Source organism: Bradyrhizobium sp. 61 (genome assembly GCF_023073075.1).
GTDB classification, from domain to species: Bacteria; Pseudomonadota; Alphaproteobacteria; order Rhizobiales; family Xanthobacteraceae; genus Bradyrhizobium; species Bradyrhizobium barranii.
This window is the reverse complement of the sequence record NZ_JADPIU010000044.1, coordinates 130,288-151,631: the sequence shown is the minus strand read 5'-3', so window position 1 is coordinate 151,631 and position 21,344 is coordinate 130,288. Positions and strand designations below refer to the sequence as shown.

15 protein-coding genes are annotated in these 21,344 nt (G+C 64.6%); 6 read left to right on the top strand and 9 right to left on the bottom strand.

All coding sequences use genetic code 11. The features are described 5' to 3' along the window. Positions 1-212: 212 nt before the first annotated feature. The 7 genes from IVB46_RS13235 to IVB46_RS13205 form a co-directional block, all read right to left on the bottom strand. A complete protein-coding gene (locus IVB46_RS13235; RefSeq protein WP_247312937.1) occupies positions 213-2,189 on the bottom strand; it encodes an acetyl-CoA carboxylase biotin carboxylase subunit in 1,977 nt (658 codons plus the stop codon). Beyond that, positions 2,186-3,802, bottom strand: a complete 1,617-nt coding sequence (locus IVB46_RS13230) for an acyl-CoA carboxylase subunit beta (RefSeq protein ID WP_247312938.1) — start codon at positions 3,800-3,802, stop codon at positions 2,186-2,188. Before IVB46_RS13230 ends, IVB46_RS13235 begins: the two co-directional genes overlap by 4 nt. A gap of 114 nt (positions 3,803-3,916) precedes the next feature. Next, a complete protein-coding gene (locus IVB46_RS13225) occupies positions 3,917-4,783 on the bottom strand; it encodes a 3-keto-5-aminohexanoate cleavage protein (protein WP_028155241.1) in 867 nt (288 codons plus the stop codon). Positions 4,784-4,982: 199 nt separating this feature from the next. Next, positions 4,983-5,783: an AraC family transcriptional regulator gene (locus IVB46_RS13220; RefSeq protein ID WP_085404006.1), complete on the bottom strand. Its 801-nt coding sequence runs from the start codon at positions 5,781-5,783 to the stop codon at positions 4,983-4,985. A gap of 175 nt (positions 5,784-5,958) precedes the next feature. Then, the gene (locus tag IVB46_RS13215) at positions 5,959-6,615 is read right to left on the bottom strand and encodes a glutathione S-transferase family protein (RefSeq protein WP_063979986.1); all 657 of its coding nucleotides are present in this window, start codon (positions 6,613-6,615) and stop codon (positions 5,959-5,961) included. Further along, positions 6,615-7,778, bottom strand: a complete 1,164-nt coding sequence (locus IVB46_RS13210; protein WP_247312941.1) for an acyl-CoA dehydrogenase family protein — start codon at positions 7,776-7,778, stop codon at positions 6,615-6,617. Before IVB46_RS13210 ends, IVB46_RS13215 begins: the two co-directional genes overlap by 1 nt. Positions 7,779-7,911: 133 nt before the next feature. Next, complete coding sequence (locus IVB46_RS13205; RefSeq protein WP_247312943.1) at positions 7,912-9,048, bottom strand: acyl-CoA dehydrogenase family protein; 1,137 nt, start codon at positions 9,046-9,048, stop codon at positions 7,912-7,914. Between the two features lie 267 nt (positions 9,049-9,315). Between IVB46_RS13205 and IVB46_RS13200 the strand changes: the two genes are divergently transcribed. Next, positions 9,316-10,866: a long-chain fatty acid--CoA ligase gene (locus IVB46_RS13200; protein WP_247312944.1), complete on the top strand. Its 1,551-nt coding sequence runs from the start codon at positions 9,316-9,318 to the stop codon at positions 10,864-10,866. An 88-nt stretch (positions 10,867-10,954) separates the two neighbouring features. Beyond that, entirely contained in the window at positions 10,955-12,175 is a 1,221-nt protein-coding gene (locus IVB46_RS13195; RefSeq protein WP_247312946.1) for an ABC transporter substrate-binding protein, read from the top strand. Here IVB46_RS13195 and IVB46_RS13190 read toward each other — a convergent pair. Next, a complete protein-coding gene (locus IVB46_RS13190; RefSeq protein WP_247312948.1) occupies positions 12,172-13,662 on the bottom strand; it encodes a glycosyltransferase family 2 protein in 1,491 nt (496 codons plus the stop codon). The two genes, IVB46_RS13195 and IVB46_RS13190, sit on opposite strands and share 4 nt — an antisense overlap. A gap of 48 nt (positions 13,663-13,710) precedes the next feature. Continuing rightward, a complete protein-coding gene (locus IVB46_RS13185) occupies positions 13,711-14,481 on the bottom strand; it encodes a helix-turn-helix transcriptional regulator (protein WP_247313200.1) in 771 nt (256 codons plus the stop codon). Positions 14,482-14,668: 187 nt separating this feature from the next. Between IVB46_RS13185 and IVB46_RS13180 the strand changes: the two genes are divergently transcribed. From IVB46_RS13180 to IVB46_RS13165, 4 genes are all read left to right on the top strand, one after another. Further along, positions 14,669-16,933 carry a marine proteobacterial sortase target protein gene (locus IVB46_RS13180; RefSeq protein ID WP_247312949.1) on the top strand — a complete coding sequence of 755 codons (2,265 nt, stop codon included), beginning with the start codon at positions 14,669-14,671 and terminating at the stop codon, positions 16,931-16,933. A 175-nt stretch (positions 16,934-17,108) separates the two neighbouring features. Next, a complete protein-coding gene (locus IVB46_RS13175; protein WP_247312951.1) occupies positions 17,109-17,678 on the top strand; it encodes a class GN sortase in 570 nt (189 codons plus the stop codon). Between the two features lie 153 nt (positions 17,679-17,831). Next, positions 17,832-18,824: a glycosyltransferase family 2 protein gene (locus IVB46_RS13170; RefSeq protein ID WP_247312953.1), complete on the top strand. Its 993-nt coding sequence runs from the start codon at positions 17,832-17,834 to the stop codon at positions 18,822-18,824. Positions 18,825-19,042: 218 nt separating this feature from the next. Then, the gene (locus IVB46_RS13165) at positions 19,043-21,262 is read left to right on the top strand and encodes an acetate--CoA ligase family protein (protein WP_247312955.1); all 2,220 of its coding nucleotides are present in this window, start codon (positions 19,043-19,045) and stop codon (positions 21,260-21,262) included. Positions 21,263-21,344 lie beyond the last annotated feature (82 nt).

The window sequence follows — 21,344 nt, the reverse complement described above, 5'->3', positions numbered from 1 at the left end:
CAATGTTCAATAAAAATCGTAAGCGAGATCAAACAGGCAGTATCATATTGGAATTATTTGGATTTATTGGGACGCCCGAACGCAGCCACGGCGGCGAGTCGAGTTTGAGACGGCATCTCCCCATCGTCATTGCGAGCGCAGCGAAGCAATCCAGAGTGCTTCTGCGGATGCAGACTGGATTGCTTCGCTGCGCTCGCAATGACGGAGAGAGGCTACCCTGCCCCGATCTCCGCGACGATCCTGCCCGTCGTGACCTGCTCGCCTTCGGCGACGTCGATCGCGGCGACCACGCCGTCGATGCCGGCCTTGTGGACGTGCTCCATCTTCATTGCTTCCAAGGTCATCACCGGTTGACCGGCGGTGACGCGGTCGCCGGGCTTGACCAGCACGGCGACGACGCGGCCGTTCATGGCGGCGCGGACTTTGCCATCGCCGCCATTGCTCGCAGCCGCCTTTGGCGCGGCAAGGGTGAGATCGGTGACCGCAAGCGGGATGCCGCGATGCTGGAGATAGAGCCGATCGCCGTCGCGCAGGAATTTTGCGCTGTCCATCACGCCGTCGTGGCGGAAACGGATGGCGTCGGCATCGAGCTGGTCGATCTCGAACTTGTCCTGACGGCCGTCGGCGGCGACGATGTAGCCGCCATCGCGCTCACGCGTGACTTCGAGCTCGTGGGTGTGGCCGGCGATCTCGACTTTTGCCGGCAGCGGGAATGTTGCCGCCAGGCTTCGGCCACCTTGCCATGACGGCGCGCGCGGATTGGTGACATAGAGCAGCAGGCCAGCCAGCGCCGTATCGAATGCAGCATTCGCCGGCGGCGCCAATAGTTCGTCGCGATGTGCGCCGATGAAGGCTGTCGTCGCCTCGCCCCTGGCAAATCCGGGATGGCGCAGGCAGGACATCAGAAACGCTTGATTGGTGGTCACACCAAACGCAGTGAGTTGCTCCAGGCCGACGATCAGCCGCCCCCTCGCCTCCTCCCGTGTCGCGCCATGGCTGATCACCTTGGCGATCATGGAATCGTAGAACGGCGGGATCTCCGCGCCCGATTGCAGCGCGTGCTCGACGCGGATGCTGTCAGGCACCTGCCAGCGCGCCATGCGGCCAGACTGCGGCATGAAATCCTGCGCGGCATCTTCCGAGCACAGCCGCACCTCGATGGCGTGGCCCGAGAATCGGACGTCCTGCTGCTTCACCGGCAGAGGCTCGCCGCGCGCGACACGCAGCTGCAGCTCGACGAGATCGAGCCCGGTGATCGCCTCGGTGACGGGATGCTCGACCTGGAGGCGCGTGTTCATCTCCATGAAGTAGAATTCGCCGCTGGCGTCGAGCAGGAATTCCAGCGTGCCGGCGCCCTCATAGCGCAGCGCCTTGACTGCGGCGACAGCGACCTCACCCATTTTCGCGCGCAGCTCCGGCGTGACCGCCGGCGATGGCGCCTCCTCGATCAGCTTCTGATGTCGCCGCTGCACCGAGCAGTCGCGCTCGCCGAGATGGATGGCGTTGCCGTGGCTATCGCCGAACACCTGGATTTCGATGTGCCGCGGGTTCTGGATCGCTCGCTCGAGGATGACCGTGGGATCGCCGAACGCGGCGTTTGCCTCCGACCGCGCGCTGCGCAGCGCATCGGGGAAGGATGCGGCATCGGTGACCAGCCGCATGCCGCGGCCGCCGCCGCCCGCAACCGCCTTGATCATCACGGGGAAGCCGATCTTCCTGGCTTCCGTGAGCATGACCTCGTCGCTTTGGTCGGCGCCCTGATAGCCGGGAACGCAGGGCACGCCGGCCTTCTTCATGATCTCCTTGGCGCCAGCCTTGTTGCCCATCGCCTCGATCGCCAGCGGCGAGGGGCCGATGAAGACGAGGCCGGCCTCCTTGCAGGCCTGTGCAAAGTCCTCGTTCTCGGCGAGGAAGCCATAGCCGGGATGCACGGCATCTGCGCCGCTCACCTTGGCCGCGGCGATGATCGCGGGAATGTTGAGATAGGATTGCGCCGGCAGGGCTTCGCCGATGCGCACGGCCTGGTCGGCCTGCCGCACGTGGAGCGCATCGCGATCGGCATCCGAATAGACCGCAACGACGCCGAGGCCGAGTTGCCGCGCACTCCGCATCACCCGCAGCGCGATCTCGCCGCGATTGGCAACCAAAACCCTGAAAAACGGCCGGTGCTGCACTGATCCGTTCCTCATGGGCGGGCCACCGAGAATTGCATGCGCTGGGGCGTGCGCGCGTCGCCCTCGCGGCAGATCGCGAGCACCTCGGAGAGCACCGCACGGGTGTCGCGCGGGTCGATCACGCCGTCATCGAGCACGCGGGCGCTGGTCGAGAACACGTCCATCTGGCCGTCGAACACACCGATGATCTGCGCCTTCATCGCATCGAGCTTTTCTTTCTCAACCGGCTTGCCGCGGCGCGCGGCGGCGGCCTCGGTCACGATCGCCATGGTCTCGGCGGCCTGCTCGCCGCCCATCACGGCGGTCTTGGCGTTGGGCCAGGAGAAGCAGAAGCGCGGATGGAAGCCGCGTCCGCACATGCCGTAATTGCCGGCGCCGAACGAGGCGCCGCAATAGATGGTGATCTGCGGCACCGTCGCCGACGTGACAGCCTGGATCATCTTGGAGCCGTGCTTGATCATGCCGGCTTCTTCATAGGCCTTGCCGACCATGTAGCCGGTGGTGTTGTTGAGATAGAGGATCGGCGTGCGGGTCTGACAGCAGGCCTGGATGAAATGCGTCGCCTTGTTGGCGCCGGCGGGATCGAGCGGGCCGTTGTTGGTGATGATGCCGATCGCCTGGCCTTCGATGCGGGCGTGACCGCAGACGGTGGCGGGGCCGTAATTGGGCGCCATCTCGGTGAAGTCGGAATCGTCGACGATGCGCGCGATCACCTGCTTCATGTCGACGGTGCGCTTGTGGTCCATCGGCATGATGCCGAGCAGCTCGTCCTGGTCGTAGCGCGGCGGTTTGAACTGCGGAGCCGCGCGGCCCGGCCGCTCCCATTCCAGCGCTGCCATGATCTCGCGCGCGATGCGCAGCGCATCGCGGTCGTCCTCCGCGAGGTAATCGCCAAGACCTGAGACCTGCGTGTGCATCTCGGCACCGCCAAGCTCTTCCTCGGTCGCGATCTCGCCGGTTGCGGCTTTCAACAGAGGTGGCCCGGCGAGGAACGCGCGGGTGCGGCCACGGACCATGACGATGTAATCGGACAGGCCGGTCTGGTAGGCGCCGCCCGCGGTCGACGAGCCGTGCGTGACGGTGACGACCGGCAGCCCCGCCGCCGAGAGCCGCGCGAGATTGCGAAAGATGTTGCCGCCACGGACAAAGTCCTCGACGCGGTAGCGCAGCAGATTGGCCCCGGCGCTTTCGACGAGCTGGACGTAAGGCAGCTTGTTCTCCAGCGCGAGCTCCTGCACCCGCAGCGTCTTGTCGAGGCCATAGGGCTGGAGCGCGCCCGCATCGATGCCGGCGTCATTGGCACTGACCATGCAGCGGACGCCGGAGACGAAGCCGATGCCGGCGATGACGCCGCCGCCGGGCACGCTCTTGTTCGCATCTGATACGTCGAACATGTAACCGGCGAGCGTCGACAGCTCGATGAAGGGCGCGCCGGGATCGAGCACCAGCGCGACGCGTTCGCGCGGCAGCAGCTGGCCGCGCTTGTGGAAGCGTTCCTTTGCCGCCGCCGACGCCGCACGCGTGCGCTCTTCCAGCGCACGCATGCGGTCGATCAGACCGAGCATGCCGTCGCGATTGGCGTGGTAGCTGGCGCTGCCGGGGGAAATGGTGTTGTCGAGAATGGACATAACTCTATCCTGCTCGTCATTGCGAGGAGCGAAGCGACGAAGCAATCCAGACCGTCACCGCGGAAAGACGCTGGATTGCTTCGCTTCGCTCGCAATGACGGTTGAGGCGATACCTTACCTATTCGTCCCAAAGATCTTCCGCGCCTCGGCGGGGCTTGCGATCTCGCGGCCCGCACGGCGGGCGCAGGCGGCGATGGCCTCGATCAACTGGCCATTCGACGTCACCTTCTTGCCGTCGGCGAGATAGAAGGCGTCCTCCAGACCGGTGCGGAGATGGCCGCCGAGTTCGGCACAGCGCTGGTGCAGCGGCCAGATCTCTTCGCGACCGATCGCGGTGACCTGGAAATGCGCCTCGGGCCGTTTCAGCTTGATCAGGATCGGCAGCAGATCGGGATCGGACGGCATGCCGGAGGCAACGCCCATCACGAAGTTATATTCGAGCGGGCCTTTGTACATGCCGACCTGGTGGTACATGCCGACGCAGCGGACGATGCCGACGTCGAAACATTCGAACTCGGGGATGGTCCCGACCGCGTTCATGACGTCGAGATAGTCCTTCACCTTCTCGACCGCGTTGTCGAACATCATCGGCGGCCAGGCCCAGGTGTTGTCGGCTTTCACCTTCAGATAGTTCAGCGAGCCGGCGTTGCAGGCCGCGATCTCGGGCCTGGTCTCGCGGATGCAGTCGAGCGCGCCGCTGTAGTTCGGCCCTGACACGCCCGAGGTGTGATTGATAATGACGCCGGGGCAGGCCTCGCGGATGGCCTGCTGAATCTCCTTGCTGACGCTCACGTCCCAGGACGGCAGATGTCCCTTGTCTGGCGCCTGCTGGCGCAGATGGATGTGCATGATGCTGGCGCCGGCATCGAACGCAGCCTTGGCTTCGCGCGCCATCTGCTCGGGCGTCACAGGCACGTTGTGCTGCTTCGGGTCGGTGAGCACGCCGTTCAGCGCGCAGGTGATGACGGCCTTGTCGCTCATGCCAAAAATGTCTCGCAAGTTGAGAATTCAACGCTTGCGATCATGTGATGAGCAGCATGCGGCTTCTTGCGCGGAGAAGCTAGCTAAAGACGAGCTATCGTAGGGTGGGCAAAGGCGCTCTCGCGCCGTGCCCACCACATTTCGAGGCTCGGTGAAGATGGTGGGCACGCTTCGCTTTGCCCACCCTACGAGAGCGCGCCTAGCTCGCCTCCGCGAGCCGCACCGTCTCGGTACTGCGATAGATCGCGAGATCACGCGAGCCGACGAAGATCGCGCGCGGTTTCAATCCATAGAAGCGCCGGATCGAATGGCTGAAATGGGTCGAGTCGGGATAGCCGATGTCTTGCGCGAGATGGGCGAGATTGAGGTCCTGGTTGGCGAAGTGCAGCAAATGCCGCGCGCGCTTCCAGGCGCGGAAGGAGCGGAACGAGATGCCGGTCTCCTCCTTGAACAGATGCAGGAAGCGCGAGGCCGAGAGCCCCGCTTCGGTGGCGCACGTATCCGCCGTCACCGGCTCGCCGGAGAAGCGGCCGATGCGGGCGACGGCGCGCATCACGCGCGGATCGAGCACGCGACGCGGCAACGCCTCGCCAAAGCACATCTCGTCGAATTCGGCGGTGGTGATGTCGCCATAGCGGCGCTGGCGCAGCAGCGTGTAGGCGGCGAGGATCTTGCGGGCATAGACGGCCCGGTCAGGTCCGGTCAGCCGCTCGGCCAGGGCCTCGATTACGCCGTCCGGCATGCTTTCCGGCTCGAGCGTCACGCTGATTGCAGTGCGGTAGTCGCTGGCGATGGAATGCCGCTGGTTCGGCAGGGTCACGAACAGCTCGCCGGTGGCGAGAACGTCGTCGATCGTCAGATGCAGGCTGCCCTTCACCGCGACATAGACGTGGCAGCAGCCGGGGGTGCGCTTGCGGGGACGGCCTAGCAGGCCGGCATAGAATACCCGCTCCGGCGTGATCAGCATCAGATGGTCGGATTCGCGACCGTTATCTTCCATTGGGATCCTCCTCGCGCGGCTCTTTGGCCGCTGCGGACGGAGGTCACCTTAGCGGAAATTTGGGCGCTGTCACGGCGCGATAGCGCTGTCATGGCGCGCAAAAGATTACCATTCCGGGACGATGATCAGTCGTCCCGGAACCGCGATGAGACCGCAGTCCCATCCTACGGAATGCTTACGCCCTCACGCGCGGCGCAACATTCTGCTCGACGCCGGCCTTCTGCTCCGCAGCGACCGCACGCTTGAATCCGTCGCGCTGCTGCAGCCGCGCCCAATAGGCTGCGACATTTGGCCCGAAATCCTTGGCGAGTCCGACGTTGTTGGCAAGCCGGAGCGCGTAGCCGATGACAATGTCAGCGGCAGTGAAGCGGCCTGCGCACAATGTTTCGGCATCGGCCGTCGCCGCCTCGACCGCGCGCAGGCGCCCCAAGAACCATTTCGCATAATCCCCGGCGACCTGCGGATTGCGGCGCTCCTCCGGCTCGAGCTGGGTGTACCGGAGCACCAGCGTCTGCGGGAAGGTTAACGTGGCATCGCTGAAATACATCCAGTTCAGGAAGGCGCCATAGGCGGGATCTTCGGGTCCGACCATCAACGGCGTCGGTCCGTGCTTGATGCCGAGGTAATGGCAGATGCCGGAGGACTCGGTCATCTTCGTCTCGCCGTCGACCATGAAGGGAATGGTGCCGAGCGGATTGAGCGCAAGGTACTCCTTGGCGAAGACCCGCGGCGGGAACGGCAGCATCTTCAATTCATACGGAAGCCCCATCTCCTCCAGCATCCAGAGCGGACGGAACGAGCGCGCGGCGTCGCAGTGATAGAGCGTGATCATCAGGAAATACCTTTACTGCCGGGCAGCGTGCCCATCATCTTGCACAGGACCATCAGCATGACCTCGTCGGCGCCGCCGCCGATCGAGGTCAGGCGGCTGTCGCGATAGGCGCGGCTGACCGGCGTCTCGTTGGTAAAGCCCATTCCGCCCCAATATTGCAAGCAGGCGTCGGTGAGCTCGCGGCCGAGCCGGCCGGCTTTGAGCTTGGCCATGGTCGCAAGCTTGGTTACGTCCTCGCCGGCCACGAGTTGCTCGGCGGCGCGATAGATCAGCGCGCGCAACAGCTCGACTTCGGTCTGCATCTCCGCGAGCTTGAAGTGCACGACCTGGTTGTCGAGGATCGACTTCCCGAACGCCTTGCGGTTGCGGGTGTACTCGATGGTCTCGTTGATGATGTATTCATGCGCCTTCAGGCAGGCCGCCGCGCCCCAGAGCCGCTCCTCCTGGAACTGGATCATCTGGTAGGTAAAGCCCTTGCCCTCCTCGCCGATCCGGTTGCGCTTGGGCACGCGGACATTGTCGAAGAAGATCTGCGCAGTGTCGGAGGAGCGCATGCCCATCTTGTCGAGCTTTCGCGCCACCGTGACGCCCTTGCTCTTCATGGGCACGCAGATCAGCGACTTGTTGCGGTGAACCGGCCCATCGCCGGAGTTGGCGAGCAGGCAGATCCAGTCGGCCTGGGTGCCGTTGGTGATCCACATCTTGCCGCCGTTGATGACGTAATCATCGCCGTCCGAGCGCGCATTGGTCTTGATCGAGGCGACGTCCGAGCCGGCGCCGGGCTCGGAGACGCCGATGCAGGCGACGTAATCGCCTGATATCGAGGGGCTGAGGAATTCGCGCCGCACCTCGTCCGAGCCGAACCGCGCCAGCGCCGGCGTCGCCATGTCGGTCTGTACCCCGATCGCCATCGGCACGCCGCCGCAGGTGATGGCGCCCAGCTCCTCGGCCATCATCAGCGCATAGGAATAGTCGAGGCCGGAGCCGCCGAATTCGACCGGCTTGTTCAGCCCCAAGAAGCCGAGGCTACCCATCTTCTTGAACAGCTCATGCGCCGGGAAGATGTCGGCCTTCTCCCATTCATCGACATGAGGATTGATCTCGTTGGCGATGAATTTTTGTAAGGAGCGGCGGATGTCGTCGTGGTCGGCGGTGAATAGCATTTTTGTCAGCTCAGCTCTCGGTATCTCTAATGTGCTCGTCATGGCCGGGCTTGTCCCGGCCATCCACGTCTTCGTCACCCGGCAGCAAGAACGTGGATGCCCGGGACAAGCCCGGGCATGACGGAGAAAGCGGTTATAATCCCATCTGCCGCGACGCCAGATCCTTCATGATCTCCTCCGTCCCGCCGCCGATGGCGTTGACCTTGACCTCGCGGTAGATGCGCTCGGCCTTGATGCCGCGCATGAAGCCGGCGCCGCCGAAGATCTGCACGGCTTCCGAGGCACAGAACGCCATGGTCTGCGTCGCCTGGTTCTTCATCATGCAGATCTCGGCGACCGGGCTCTCGCCCTGCTCGAGCCGCCAGGCCAGTAATTCCAGCATCGACTGGGATGCCGCGACCTTCTGCCCCATGTCGACGATCTTGTGACGGATGACCTGGTGCTGGGCGAGCGGCTTGCCAAAAGTCTTGCGCTCCTTGGCATAGGCGATCGCCTCGTCGAGGCAGACCCGCGCGAAGGCGGTGCAGCCGGCCGCCATGCCCATGCGCTCGCTGTTGAAATTCCGCATGATGATCTTGAAGCCCTGGCCTTCCTCGCCGATCAGGTTTTCGGCCGGCACGCGGCAGTCGTCGAAATGCAACGTCGCGGTGTCGGAGGCCCACCAGCCCATCTTCTTCAGTTTTGTGCGCGACAGGCCGGGCGTGTCGCCCTCGATCAGGAGCAGGCTGACGCCGCCGGCGCCCTCGCCGCCTGTACGCACCGCAACGGTCAGATAATCGGCGCGCATCCCTGAGGTGATGAAGGTCTTCTCGCCGGTCACGACGTAGTGATCGCCATCGCGCCGCGCCCTGGTGCGGAGGTTCGCGACGTCCGAGCCGCCGCCCGGCTCGGTGATCGCCAACGCGGAGATCTTCTCGCCCGACAGCACTTGCGGCAGCACGCGCGCCTTTACTTCCGGGCGCGCCGCCCGCGCGATCGGCGGCGAGCCGATGGTGTGGCTCATCAGGCTGGCGCTGACCCCGCCGGCCCCGGCACGCGCCAATTCCTGGCTCGCCACGATCTTCATGAACTGGTCGGCGGCGATCCCGCCATATTCCTCGGGGAATCCAAGCCCCAACAGGCCAATCTCGGCCGCCTTGCGATAGAGCACGCGGGGAAATTCGCCGGCCTCGTCCCATTCATGTGCAAAGGGCGTGATCTCCTTCTCGACAAAGCGGCGCATCACCTCGCGGAAGGCGTCATGCTCGGCGGTATAAAACGGGCTCTTCATCGTCGTTTCGCCCTGCTGGCGGATTCGTGTTGGCCACCATGGCCGGAACATCTGCCGTTCACTTGCGCAGAGTGGCTGACCGGGGGAACCGCTGCACGGGAGCCCATCGCCTAGCAACTCAACGCAAGACGATTTTCGCCCCCCGCAGGCCAACTCCGGGGCAAAAAAAGACGTGCGCACAAACTCCGGCTGGCCCCAGGGCCACGCCGGGCATGGTGCCCGGCAAATAGGGACGCAGGCGGCACAAGACCGCCGAGGGAGGGATTTTTGGCCGTTCGTTATTACGACTGGATCGTCCATCACGGCCGCCGCACGCCTGACAAGGTCGCGGTGATCGACCTCGCGAGCGAGCGCCGCTTCACCTATTCGCAGCTGGATGCCCGCGTCTCGCGCCTGGCCGGATTTCTCCGTGACGCGCTCAAGGTGTCGCGCGGCGACCGCGTCGCCGTGCTGGCGCTGAACACGACCGATACGCTGGAGGTGCAGTTCGCCTGCGGACGGCTCGGCGCCGTCTTCGTACCGCTGAACACCCGCCTCACCGTTCCCGAGCTTCAGTTCATCACCGGCGATTGCGCGCCGAAGGTGATGATCCACGACACCGATCTGGCCGAGACTGCGCTCGCCGTCGCAAAGCTCTGCAACGTCGCGAGCAGCCTGCTGCTCGGCCCCGGCGGCGCCTACGAGACCGGCATCGCGTCCGCCAAGCCGCTCGCCCGCGCCGAGGAGGTCACGCTCGATGATGTCTCGACCATCATGTACACGTCGGGCACCACGGGCCATCCCAAGGGCGCGACCATCACCCATGGCATGACGTTCTGGAATTGCGTCAATCTTGGCGGCCCCGCCTGCATCGGGCCGGCCTCGGTGCTGCTCACCGTGCTGCCGCTGTTCCACACCGGCGGGCTCAATTGCTACACCAACCCGGTGCTGCATGCCGGCGGCACCGTGATGATCATGCGCGCCTTCGATCCCGGCACGGCGCTCGGTCTGATCAACGATCCCGCACAGGGCATCAACGTCTTCTTCGGCGTGCCCGCGATCTATCAGTTCATGGCGCAGCATCCGGCCTTCGCGACCACCGACCTGACCCGGTTGATCGTCTGCGGTGTCGGCGGCGCGCCGATGCCGGTGCCGCTGCTCAAAGTCTGGGAGGCGCGCGGTGTCGCGCTGCAGCAGGGCTATGGCATGACCGAGACCTCGCCGGCCGTGCTGGTGCTGGATCGCGAGGATGCGGCGCGCAAGGCGGGCTCGGCCGGCAAGCCGGTGCTGCACACCGAGGTGCGGATCGTGCGACCCGACGGCAGCGACGCCGATGTCGGCGAGCTCGGCGAGCTCTGGGTCAAGGGTCCGAACATCACACCGGGCTACTGGAACCGGCCGGAGGCAAACAAGACCTCGTTTACCGACGGCTGGCTCCACACCGGCGATGCGACGCGCGTCGACGAGGAAGGCTTCTACTACATCGTCGACCGCTGGAAGGACATGTACATCTCGGGCGGCGAGAACGTCTATCCGGCCGAGGTCGAGAACATCCTGCATCAGCTCACCGCGATCGCGGAAGCCGCCGTGATCGGCATTCCCGATCCGCAATGGGGCGAAGTAGGGCTCGCCATCGTCGCAGCCAAGCCCGGTCAGCGGCTGACCGAGGCGGATGTCTTTGCGCACTGCGCGGCCAATCTCGCGCGCTTCAAATGCCCACGACAGGTGCGCTTCGTCGATGCGCTGCCGCGCAACGCCACCGGCAAGATCCACAAGCCGACGTTGCGGAAAGAATTCTCGGTGGCGTCCGAAGTCGACAAGAAAGTCGCCAACACCTGATCAAAGCGCCCCTTGCGGGCGCTTCTTCGTTTCTGACGTGCCTGCTCCAACCCAGAAGAAACCGCAAAGAAAACCCCAAGGAATTTTCATGAACAAGAAACTCCCCCTGCTTGCCGCAGCAACGGCGTTGACGCTGCTTGCGACCCCGTCCGCGTATGCGCAGAAGGCGTACGACACCGGCGTCACCGACACCGAGATCAAGATCGGCAATGTCGAGGCCTATTCCGGCCCCGCCTCCGCCTACGGCATCATCGGCAAGACCGAGGAAGCCTATTTCAAGATGATCAACGACCAGGGCGGCATCAACGGCCGCAAGATCAACTGGATCTCCTATGATGACGGCTACTCGCCGCCGAAGACCGTGGAGCAGATCCGCAAGCTGATCGAGAGCGACGAGGTCTTCCTGGTCTTCAACGCGCTGGGCACGCCGACCCAGACCGCCGTGCAGAAATACCACAATTCCAAGAAGGTGCCGCAGCTCTTCCTCGCCACCGGCGCCAGCAAGTGGAACGACCCGAAGAACTTCCCCTGGACCATGGGCTTCCAGCCGAGCTACCGGGTCGAGGCACAGATCTTCGCGAAATACATTCTGAAGGAGAAGCCGGACGCGAAGGTCGCGATCTTCTATGCCAACGACGATTTCGGCAAGGACTACCTCGCCGGCATCAGGGACGTGTTCGGCGAAAAGGCGTCGAAGCTGATCGTGGCGGAGGAGAGCTACGAGACGTCGGAGCCGTCGATCGATGCCCATATCGTCAAGCTCAAGGGCACCGGCGCCGATGTCTTCGTGAACATCGCGACCCCAAAGTTCGCGGCGCAGGCGATCAAGAAGATCGCGGAGCTCGAGTGGAAGCCGATGCACCTGATGACCGACGTCTCGGTCTCCATCGGCGCGGTGATGAAGCCGGCCGGCCTTGAGGCATCCGAAGGCGTGTTGTCGGCCGGTTATCTGAAGGATGCGTCGGATCCCCAGTGGAAGGACGACGAGGGCATGAAGAAGTTCATGACCTTCATCGACAAGTACATGCCCGGTGCGAACATCTCGGACGCCAATCTGGTGTACGCCTATGCCGCAGCCCAGACCATGGTGCAGGTGCTGAAGCAGTCGGGCGACAATCTGACCCGTGAGAACGTGATGAAGCAGGCCGCGAGCCTGAAGGACTTCGTCCCTGACACGCTGATCCCGGGGATCAAGATCAACACCTCGGCCACCGACTTCGCGCCGATCGAGCAGCTCAAGATGTGGCGGTTCAAGAAGGGCCAGTGGGAGCTGTTCGGCGACATCATCAGCGCCGAAACGGGCGGCTAGCCACGCATCGCAGCAACGGGTGGAGACGTCCAGCTGACGTCTTCGCCTGCACTGACGTCGATCCCCGCGACCGGCAGGCCGAGCCGGCGCGGGTCATCGATGGCCGCAAAGCGCGGACATGCCCATGCCAGGATCGCCGCGCCCGATGGCGGCAGATCGAGCTGAAGAACGAAGGCACCCGCGTCGATCGCGGTCGCGGCATCCGCAACGCGCACGCCGTCGAGATAGAACTGCACGCCGATCCGATCCAGCGGCCCGCGAATCTCCGGCGACGCGATGCGAATGATGGTGCGCCCAGGCGGCGCCCCGATCCGCAAGGCGGCTTCCGGCTCGCTCCAGCGGAAGCTGCGGCCCTGCCAGACCTCCCAGGCATGGAAGCCGGCCTGTGCGACCATCTGATCGCCGAGACTCTGCGCAGCTCCGCCAAGGCTCCCCCGAATGCCACGGATACAAGAGAGGCGCTGATAGTGGATCAGCGCGGCGATATAACGCTTCAGCCAGCGCGCGATGCTGCCGCGAGAGCCGCCCATGGTGAGCACGGTCAGACTGCAGCGCGCATAGCCTGCCGACAAACGTGCAAGGCCAAGCGCAAGGCGGTCGCCGGCCAGTGCGATCGCGCCCCAACGCCCGATCGCCTGCAGGCCTTCGCTGGTCACGCCGCCGGCGCGTATCCGTGCACCAAGAGCGCTACGCGCCAGCGCGACGTTGAAATCGCCGCGACTGCTCCACTCGACCGGAGTTTCGAGCAGCTCGCTGCCGGGATCGTTGCGCGCTTCGCTGAGATAGCGGATCTCGCCCCGCACGAAATCGAGCGTGAATGTCTTCAACTCGCCGATTTCGCCGATATAGTAGTGATGGAAGCGCGCCTCCTCGAGATAGCCGATCGTATGGCCCCTCGCGTGATACGCGGCGGCGAGCACCCATTCGGCGAAATGGCCGAGCTCCTCGCGCAGGCCGCCGCATTCCCAATAGACGTCGCGCCGCGTCACGAAGCACTGGTCCAGCACTTTGCGCCAGGGATGCTGCTTCATGCCGAACTCGATGTCGGCCTGGTACATGGCGGCCTCCGCCACGGACAGCCGGTTATGGCAGATCGGCACCGACTGACAGGAGAACCCCGCCCAGTCGGGACGCGCGTCGATCGCGCGGATGCAGGCCTCCATCACGTCAGGCTCGGGCCGGCAATGCGACTCCGTGAAGAACAGATATTTGCCGCGGGCCTTGGCGGCGCCGAAGGCGCAGAGCCCGATGTCATGGTCCGAATTGGTGAATTCGAGGCGCGCTTTGCCGCCGGCCAACGCCTTCAGCTCGTTGAGTGCCTTGAAATCAGGCGGCACCACCAGAATGATTTCGTAAAGCGATTTGTCGGCGGTTTGCGACGTCCAGCCGAGCCAGGACAGCTCCCACTGCCCGCGGTGATGTTCCAGCGGGATGATGATGGAGAACAGCGGAGATTCACCGCCGTATGGTGCGGGCACGTCCTGCATATTCCCTTATAGACGCACGCGACGCCATTCCTGACTCTTTCTCGCGGACTATACCGACAGAAACAACGCGAACGATTCCTCCACCGTGCGGCGCAGATGCTTTCCATACAATGCGTGGTTGGCATCGTCGGGGCCGACCCGTCCCAGCGACGGCTTCGCAACGTTGCGGAGCGGCACATAGGCGATCGGCGCTGCGATCGGCGTCAGTTGCGAGCCGGGTCCGGCGCGGAGCGTCGAGATGATGCCGTACATCTCGCCGGCAACCGTCGGCCGCGACACCGTGATCACGCGATGCTGGCCGTGCTTGATGATGACGAGATAGATGAAGCCGGACTGATGCGGCACCGCAACCTCGCCGGTATGCTCATAGGCGGCATCGGTCCGCTCGCCCTCGCGGAACACCAGTGAGGACACCTTCGGCTCCCAGACGATCTCGGTGCGATAGGCGAAGATCGCATCCTTGTCGCCGAAGGACGGCCGCAGCGTGATGTAGACGTCCTCGAGCCAGGTCACCGCGCGATGCGCATAGGAGCCGAGGCTGTCGGGCGCGACATCGTTTGCGGCCGGAGGCGTCACCACGGCGGCGCTTTTGCGCAAGGAGACGCCCAGCGCCTGCTCCAGCCGCACGGTCGTTGCCAGCGTGAACGGCCGCCGGCCACCGAGCACCTTCTCCAGCGTCGACACGCTGAGCTTGGCCTGCTCGGCCAGCGCCTGCCGGGAGATCCGGCGCCGGGCGAGCTCCTCCCGAATTGTCTCCGCGATCTCGCGGCTCTGCTCGTCCGACAGCTGCTTGTCGGGGGATTTGTCCTGCATCTGCATCGTCAACCCTGCTCCACAAGCAACAGTCTAGCAGGGCGGACAAACCAGCACAAAACCGTACATGGCCATCCCGGCCGCGGCCCGCCCGGGCCTGCCGCGGCGGAACATTGCCGATCATTCTGCTCGCGCATTCAGGCGCTCCCGACGGATGCTCCGAGCCAGCGAACACCCTTCGGGAGCAGGCGAAATGGATAGCGACGACACAGCCGACAGCGACGAGCACCCCATGCTGGGGCGGCTGATCAAGCTCGGATTGTTTCTTCTGGTGCAGGGCATCGCGGTGATGCTGGTCGCCTTCGTGGCCCTGCTCGTGAGTCTTGAGCCCGGATGGTCGGCGACGACGGAGCAGGCCAGCCTGCTCCAGCCCGGCGATGCCAAATCCGGCACCCTTCTCCTGAAGGAGGACGGTGCCTACACGGAGGCGATCCGCCTCGGCATCGACGTCGACATCACGGTATCAGGCCCGACGCTGCGCGCACGCGTCACCCAAGTCTTCCGCAATCCGACCAAGGACTGGGTCGAGGCGACCTACGTTTATCCGCTTCCCGCCGGCGGCGCTGTCGACACGCTGAAGATGGTGATCGGCGACCGCGTCATCATCGGCGACATCAAGGAGCGGCAGCAGGCACGCGTGATCTACGAGCAGGCGCGCCGCGCCGGCCAAAAGGCCGCGCTCACCGAGCAGGAGCGGCCGAACATCTTCACCAATTCGGTCGCCAATATCGGTCCCGGCGAAACCGTGCTGGTGCAGATCGAATATCAGGAGCCGGTGCATCAATCCGGCAATGAATATTCGCTGCGGCTGCCGCTGGTGGTCGGGCCGCGCTACAATCCGGCGCCGATCGTGCAGAGCGTCGACTTCCGCAAGGACGGCTCGGGCTGGGGCGCGACCAATTCGGAGCCGGTGCTGGACCGCGACCGTATCGCGCCACCGGTGCTGGATCCCGCCAGGAACGCGCCGGTCAATCCGACCAGCATCACGGTGCGCCTGAAGGCAGGCTTCGCGCTCGGTGAGGTCAGGAGTCACCACCATAACGTCAAGGTCGAGAGCCCGGACAATGCGACGCGAATCGTCACGCTCGCTGACGGCGCGGTGGCCGCCGACCGCGATTTCGAGCTGACCTGGAAGCCGGCCGCGGAGAAGGCACCGTCCGTTGGGCTGTTCCGCGAGCGTGTCGGCGATGCCGACTATTTGCTCGCCTTCGTCACCCCGCCCAGTGCCGAGCAGGCGACGCAAAAGCCGCTGCCGCGCGAGGTCGTGTTCGTGATCGACAATTCCGGCTCGATGGGCGGTACATCGATCGTTCAGGCCAAGGCCAGCCTGACTTACGCGCTCTCTCGCCTTCAACCCAGTGACCGCTTCAACGTCATCCGCTTCGACGACACCATGGACGTGCTGTTCCCGGCCTCCGTGCCGGCCGACGCCGTGCATGTCGGTGAAGCCACTTCGTTCGTCAGTGCCTTGCAGGCCCGCGGCGGCACCGAGATGGTGCCGGCGATGCGCGCGGCGCTGGCCGACAAGGCTGGCGACACCAGCATGGTCCGCCAGGTGGTGTTCCTGACCGACGGCGCGATCGGCAACGAGCAGCAATTGTTCGAAACGATCACCGCGATGCGGGGCCGCTCGCGCGTGTTCATGGTCGGCATCGGGTCCGCGCCCAACACCTATTTGATGACGCGCGCCGCCGAGCTCGGCCGCGGCGCCTTCACCCATATCGGCTCCGTCGAGCAGGTCGAGGAGCGCATGCGCGGCCTGTTTGCCAAGCTGGAAAACCCGGCCGTGACCGGCCTCAGCGTAAAGTTCTCCGATGCCAAGGCGGACGTGACGCCTGCGATCATTCCCGACGTCTATCGCGACGAACCGCTGGTGCTGGCGGCGAAGCTCGACAAGCTCGCCGGCTCGCTCGAGATCAAGGGACGCGTCGGCGACCGCCCGTGGTCGGTGACGCTGCCGCTGCAAAACGCCGCCGAAGGCAAGGGCCTGTCAAAACTCTGGGCCAAGCGCAAGATCGGCGACGCCGAGGTGGCGCGTACCATGCGCGAGATGACGCCCGAAGACTCCGACAAGGCGATCCTGGCGCTGGCGCTCGACCACCAGATCGTCACGCGGCTCACCAGCCTCGTCGCGGTCGACAAGACGCCGAGCCGCCCCGAGGGGGCGCCGCTCAAGCTCAGCGAGCTGCCGCTCAACCTGCCGGCCGGCTGGGATTTCGAGAAGGTTTTTGGTGAGCGACCGCACCTGACGCCCACACAGTTGCGCGAACGCCATGCAGATGCGCGCAACCAGCCGACGACGAGGCGGCCGACGCCCGCCGCGCCGGATGCGATCCGTCTGCCCAAGACCGCGACCTCGGCCGAGCTCAAGATGATCGCAGGCTTCATCCTGATCGTGCTCGCCCTGATCCTGTACGTGTTCAACCGGCGTCAGCCCTTGCTCACTGACGCCGCTTGAGAGAGGAGCCCCCCGAACTCCTCTGTTAGCGCGCGCGGCTGCCCGTCCCATACCAACGGCCGCGCGCGCCTTTTTCTTCTTGCCGTCATTGCGAGCGCAGCGAAGCAATCCAGGCTGCCTCCACGGAAGGATTCTGGATTGCTTCGCTGCGCTCGCAATGACGCGTGTGGAAACAATGCTCCGCCTGATCTCCCCTCTCGCTCTCGCACTTGTCGGCCTCATCCTGTTCGGCGACGGCGCCTACATCCATGCCAAGGCCTGGCTCGCGCAGGTGCTGCTGGATCGCGCGTTCGACAGGAGCGTTGCGACCGGCGGCGTGGTCAAGCCATGGTCATGGGCCGACACCTGGCCGGTCGCACGAATCGAGGTGAAGCGGATCGGCGCCAGCGCGATCGTGCTGGAAGGCACCAGCGGCCAGGCCCTCGCCTTCGGACCCGGCCATATCCACCAAACGGCTGATGCCGGCGAGCGCGGCATTGCGGTATATGCCGCGCATCGCGATACACATTTCCGCTTCCTGCGGAATGTCGCCATTGGTGACGTAATCGATGTCACACGCCGTGACGGAAAGCACTTTCGCTATCGGGCGGATTCCTCCGCTGTGGTTCGCTTCGATGAGTCCGGCATCGATCCCGCGGCGCAGGATGTCGAGCTGGTGCTCACAACCTGCTGGCCCTTCGACGCCGTCACGCCCGGACCCGAGCGCTACACCCTGCATGCCACCTTGATCGAAACAGGTGAATAGCGGTTCGCAATCGGCCATCCGGGATCGATAGAGACCGCGCCGAACAGCCGGGGAACCGCGCTTGATCGGGCCGCTGAACTGGCGTCGTCTCCTATAGACCTGTAAGAACAGCCGATTGATCTTTTGACGCTGTAATTTTCAGGACAACCTGTAATGGACGACGAGTTCAGGCAGCGCCTCGAACAGCGGCTGGAACAACTCGAAAATCGTGTCGCGCTCCTGGAACGGAATCAGGACCTCATTGCTGCCGGACAGAGACGATCCTCGCTGCGGAGCCTCTGGCGACGCCCGCCGATGTGGACCTTCGAGCAATATCCGCCGCGCCTGCTCAACCTGACTGCCTTCCCGCCTGCGCCCGCGATCCCGGCGAATGCGCCGCGGATCACGATGGTCACACCGAGCTACAATCAGGCGCAATATCTCGGCGCCACGATCGAGAGCATCGTCAGTCAGAACTATCCGAAGCTGACTTATCACGTGCAGGACGGCGCCTCGATCGACGGCACGATCGATCTCCTGAAGAGCCGAGGTGAGAGCATCAGCTGGACGAGCGAGCCGGACGAGGGGCAGTCGAACGCCATCAATCTCGGCTTCGCCGGTGCCGATTGCGAGATCATGGCTTATCTCAACAGCGATGACATGCTGCTTCCCGGAGCGCTCGCCTATGTCGCCGACTACTTCATAGCGCATCCCGATGTCGACGTCGTCTACGGCCATCGCGTCTTCGTCGACCGCGAGGGGCTCGAGGTTGGACGCGCCGTGCTGCCGCCGCATGACGGCAAGGCTTTGCAATATGCCGACTACATCCCGCAGGAGACGATGTTCTGGCGCAAGCGCGTGTGGGACAGGATCGGGCCCATCGACGAGAGCTTCCACTACGCGATGGACTGGGATTTCATCCTGCGGGCGCAAGCCGCGGAATTCAAATTCGTGCGCCTGCCGCGATTTCTCGCCTGCTTCCGCATCCACGATGCACAGAAGACGGCTTCGACCTACGCGCTCGGCGTCAGGGAGATGGGCATCCTGCGGCGCCGCGTTCTCGGCTTCGATCCGACGCAGATGCAGATCCGGCGCGCCATCGCTTCCTATCTCGCGAAGCAGTTGGCCTATCACTACGCCTACAAGCTGCGCCTGCTGCGTTACTGAACGATAGCAGAGGCGTGATCACCATTTGAAAGAATGCGCGTCACGCAGTCGTGGCACGTCGTCCGATCGTTCGCACTTTCGCCAAAAGTCTGGTGATGCTAGCCTTGTCGCGAAGCACCCGCCATTCCGCCACGCGGCATTGAGCCATCACGATCAGTCCCGCCAGACGCCGGCGCAAGACAGCGCGCTGCAACAAGAACAAGAGGTGAGGAAGCGCCATGGAAGCCAAGGTACCTGCTGCGTCCGTTTTTCCGCGTCCATGGTCTCCAGCGCCCGATGCCAGCGACATCGTCAAGGGCATCCACGCCATGCTGCACCCGCACAACATTGTGCTGGTGGGCGCGACCGACAAGCCCGGCAATTATGCCGAGCGCATCTGGAACAACCTCGTCAAGTACGGCTACGAGGGCGGGCTCTATCCGGTCAACGCCAAGCGCGAGGCGATCTGGGGTGTGCCCTGCTACAAGGATTTTGCGAGCCTCCCGGAAAAGCCCGATCACGTGCTGGTGCTGGTGCCCGCGCGCTTTGCCGTGCAGGTGATCCGCGACGCCGCTGCGGCCGGCGCGCGCTCGGCCACCATCGTCACGTCGGGCTTCAGCGAGTTGCAGGATGAGGAGAGCCAGAAGCTCGCTGCCGAATTGCAGGCCGCGATACGCGAGACGGGGCTCGCCGTCACCGGCCCGAACTGCCTCGGCAATTTGAGCGCCGGCGAGAAGCTCTTCACCAATATCGACGACCGCGTCGTCACCATGGAACAGGGTGCGGTGGCGATCGCCGGGCAATCCGGCGCCATCGTGATGGCGATCCGGCAGGCGCTGGAGGATCGCGGCGTCGGGGTCGGTTACATGGTGACGACCGGCAACGAGGCCGGGCTCGAGACGCCGGACCTGATGCGCTATTTTGCCGAGGATCCGAGCATCAAGGTCATCGTGGTCTACCTCGAAGGCGTGCGCAACACGAAGGCGTTTCGCGACGCCTGCAAGGCCGCGCGCGCCGCAAGCAAGCCGGTCATCGCACTCAAGCTCGGTTCGTCCGAGGGCGGCCGCGCCGCGGCGATGGCACACACCGGTGCGCTCGCAGGGTCGATCGAGACCTTTGACGCCATCGCGACCCGTGAAGGCGTGATCCGGGTCGGCGGGCTCGACGAGCTGATCGAGACCACCGAATGCTTCGTTCACGCGGCCGTGCCCAAGGGCGACCGGCTCGCCGCGGTCACGCTATCAGGCGGCAAGCGCGGCATGCTGCTTGACGCCTTCTATGCGGAAGGCCTGAATTTTGCGCCGCTGAGCCCGCACGTCGGCTCCGAACTGGCGAAGATGCTCGGGCCGGGCTCGATCGTCGGCAATCCGCTCGATGCGGGCTTTGCCGCGGTGGTCGATCCCTCCGTCTACATGAAGTCGATCGAGCTGATGATCGACGACCCCGATATCGACATCGTCATCATCGATGCCGAACTGCCCAAGGCGCCGCACGAGTTGCGCGAGCGCAATCTGCGCATCGTCGATGGGATGGCGAGCCGGGCCGGCAAGCCGGTGATCTACATCAGCGCGATGTCGGTCGGCTTCACCGAATTCACCAAAGGCTTGCGCAAATCGCTGCCGCATCTCGCGGTCATGCAGGGCATGGACCGCGCGGTGACCGCGATCAAATCGCTGCTCGACTATGCGAAGCTGCGCAAGGCAGTGCCCGACATCGCCTCGAGCTCGAAGCCTGCCGCCCGCGCCGTGCTGGAGAAGGCGCTGAAATCGGCGAGCGGTGCCGCGCTCGACGAGGTTGCCTCGAAGAAGCTGCTGAAGGCCTACGGCATCCCGATCTCGAAGGAGGCGATTGCGCAGACGGCGGCGGACGCCGCGAAGATCGCGAAGCAGATCGGTTTCCCGGTCGTGGCAAAAGTCGTCAGCGCCGAGATCCTGCACAAATCCGACATCGGCGGCGTGGTGCTGAACCTCAACAGCGCAGCGGAGGTGAAGAAGGCATTCGCCGACATCACCGCGCGGGTGGCGAAGCTGAAGGGCAAGCCGAAGCTCGACGGCATCCTGATCGCGCAGCAGGTCAAGGCCGATCTCGAGCTCGTGGTCGGCGCCTCGCTCGATGCCGAGATGGGTCCGGTCGTGCTGTTCGGCACCGGCGGCATCGACATCGAGCTGATGAAGGACGTCGCGCTCGCTGGCGCACCGCTCGACGAGGCCGAGGCCCGGCTCCTGATCGGCCGCACCAAGGCCGGTATCAAGATGCGCGGCTATCGCGGCAAGCCGGCCTTGCACGAGGCCTCCGCGGTGAAAGCGCTGGTCGGCCTGTCCAATTTGATTGCAGACGCCGGCGACCGGATCGCATCGATCGACATCAATCCGTTCCTGATCAACACCAAAACGGGCGTCGCCGTCGACGCCCTGATCGTGCTGAATAATGCTGCGGCAAAACGCGCGGCAGGGCATTGATGTCGCGTAAGGCGGATTGGCGGGTTACGCTTCCGCCTTCGCTCTTCGAGCTACGGCGGACAAGTCGTTAACCCGCCCACTC

Bases quoted from the DNA above. Each gene is read 5' to 3' on its own strand.
- IVB46_RS13235 (WP_247312937.1), bottom strand. From the start codon at position 2,189: ATGAGGAACGGATCAGTGCAGCACCGGCCGTTTTTCAGGGTTTTGGTT.
- IVB46_RS13230 (WP_247312938.1), bottom strand. From the start codon at position 3,802: ATGTCCATTCTCGACAACACCATTTCCCCCGGCAGCGCCAGCTACCAC.
- IVB46_RS13225 (WP_028155241.1), bottom strand. From the start codon at position 4,783: ATGAGCGACAAGGCCGTCATCACCTGCGCGCTGAACGGCGTGCTCACC.
- IVB46_RS13220 (WP_085404006.1), bottom strand. From the start codon at position 5,783: ATGGAAGATAACGGTCGCGAATCCGACCATCTGATGCTGATCACGCCG.
- IVB46_RS13215 (WP_063979986.1), bottom strand. From the start codon at position 6,615: ATGATCACGCTCTATCACTGCGACGCCGCGCGCTCGTTCCGTCCGCTC.
- IVB46_RS13210 (WP_247312941.1), bottom strand. From the start codon at position 7,778: ATGCTATTCACCGCCGACCACGACGACATCCGCCGCTCCTTACAAAAA.
- IVB46_RS13205 (WP_247312943.1), bottom strand. From the start codon at position 9,048: ATGAAGAGCCCGTTTTATACCGCCGAGCATGACGCCTTCCGCGAGGTG.
- IVB46_RS13195 (WP_247312946.1), top strand. From the start codon at position 10,955: ATGAACAAGAAACTCCCCCTGCTTGCCGCAGCAACGGCGTTGACGCTG.
- IVB46_RS13190 (WP_247312948.1), bottom strand. From the start codon at position 13,662: ATGCAGGACGTGCCCGCACCATACGGCGGTGAATCTCCGCTGTTCTCC.
- IVB46_RS13185 (WP_247313200.1), bottom strand. From the start codon at position 14,481: ATGCAGATGCAGGACAAATCCCCCGACAAGCAGCTGTCGGACGAGCAG.
- IVB46_RS13180 (WP_247312949.1), top strand. From the start codon at position 14,669: ATGGATAGCGACGACACAGCCGACAGCGACGAGCACCCCATGCTGGGG.
- IVB46_RS13175 (WP_247312951.1), top strand. From the start codon at position 17,109: ATGCTCCGCCTGATCTCCCCTCTCGCTCTCGCACTTGTCGGCCTCATC.
- IVB46_RS13170 (WP_247312953.1), top strand. From the start codon at position 17,832: ATGGACGACGAGTTCAGGCAGCGCCTCGAACAGCGGCTGGAACAACTC.
- IVB46_RS13165 (WP_247312955.1), top strand. From the start codon at position 19,043: ATGGAAGCCAAGGTACCTGCTGCGTCCGTTTTTCCGCGTCCATGGTCT.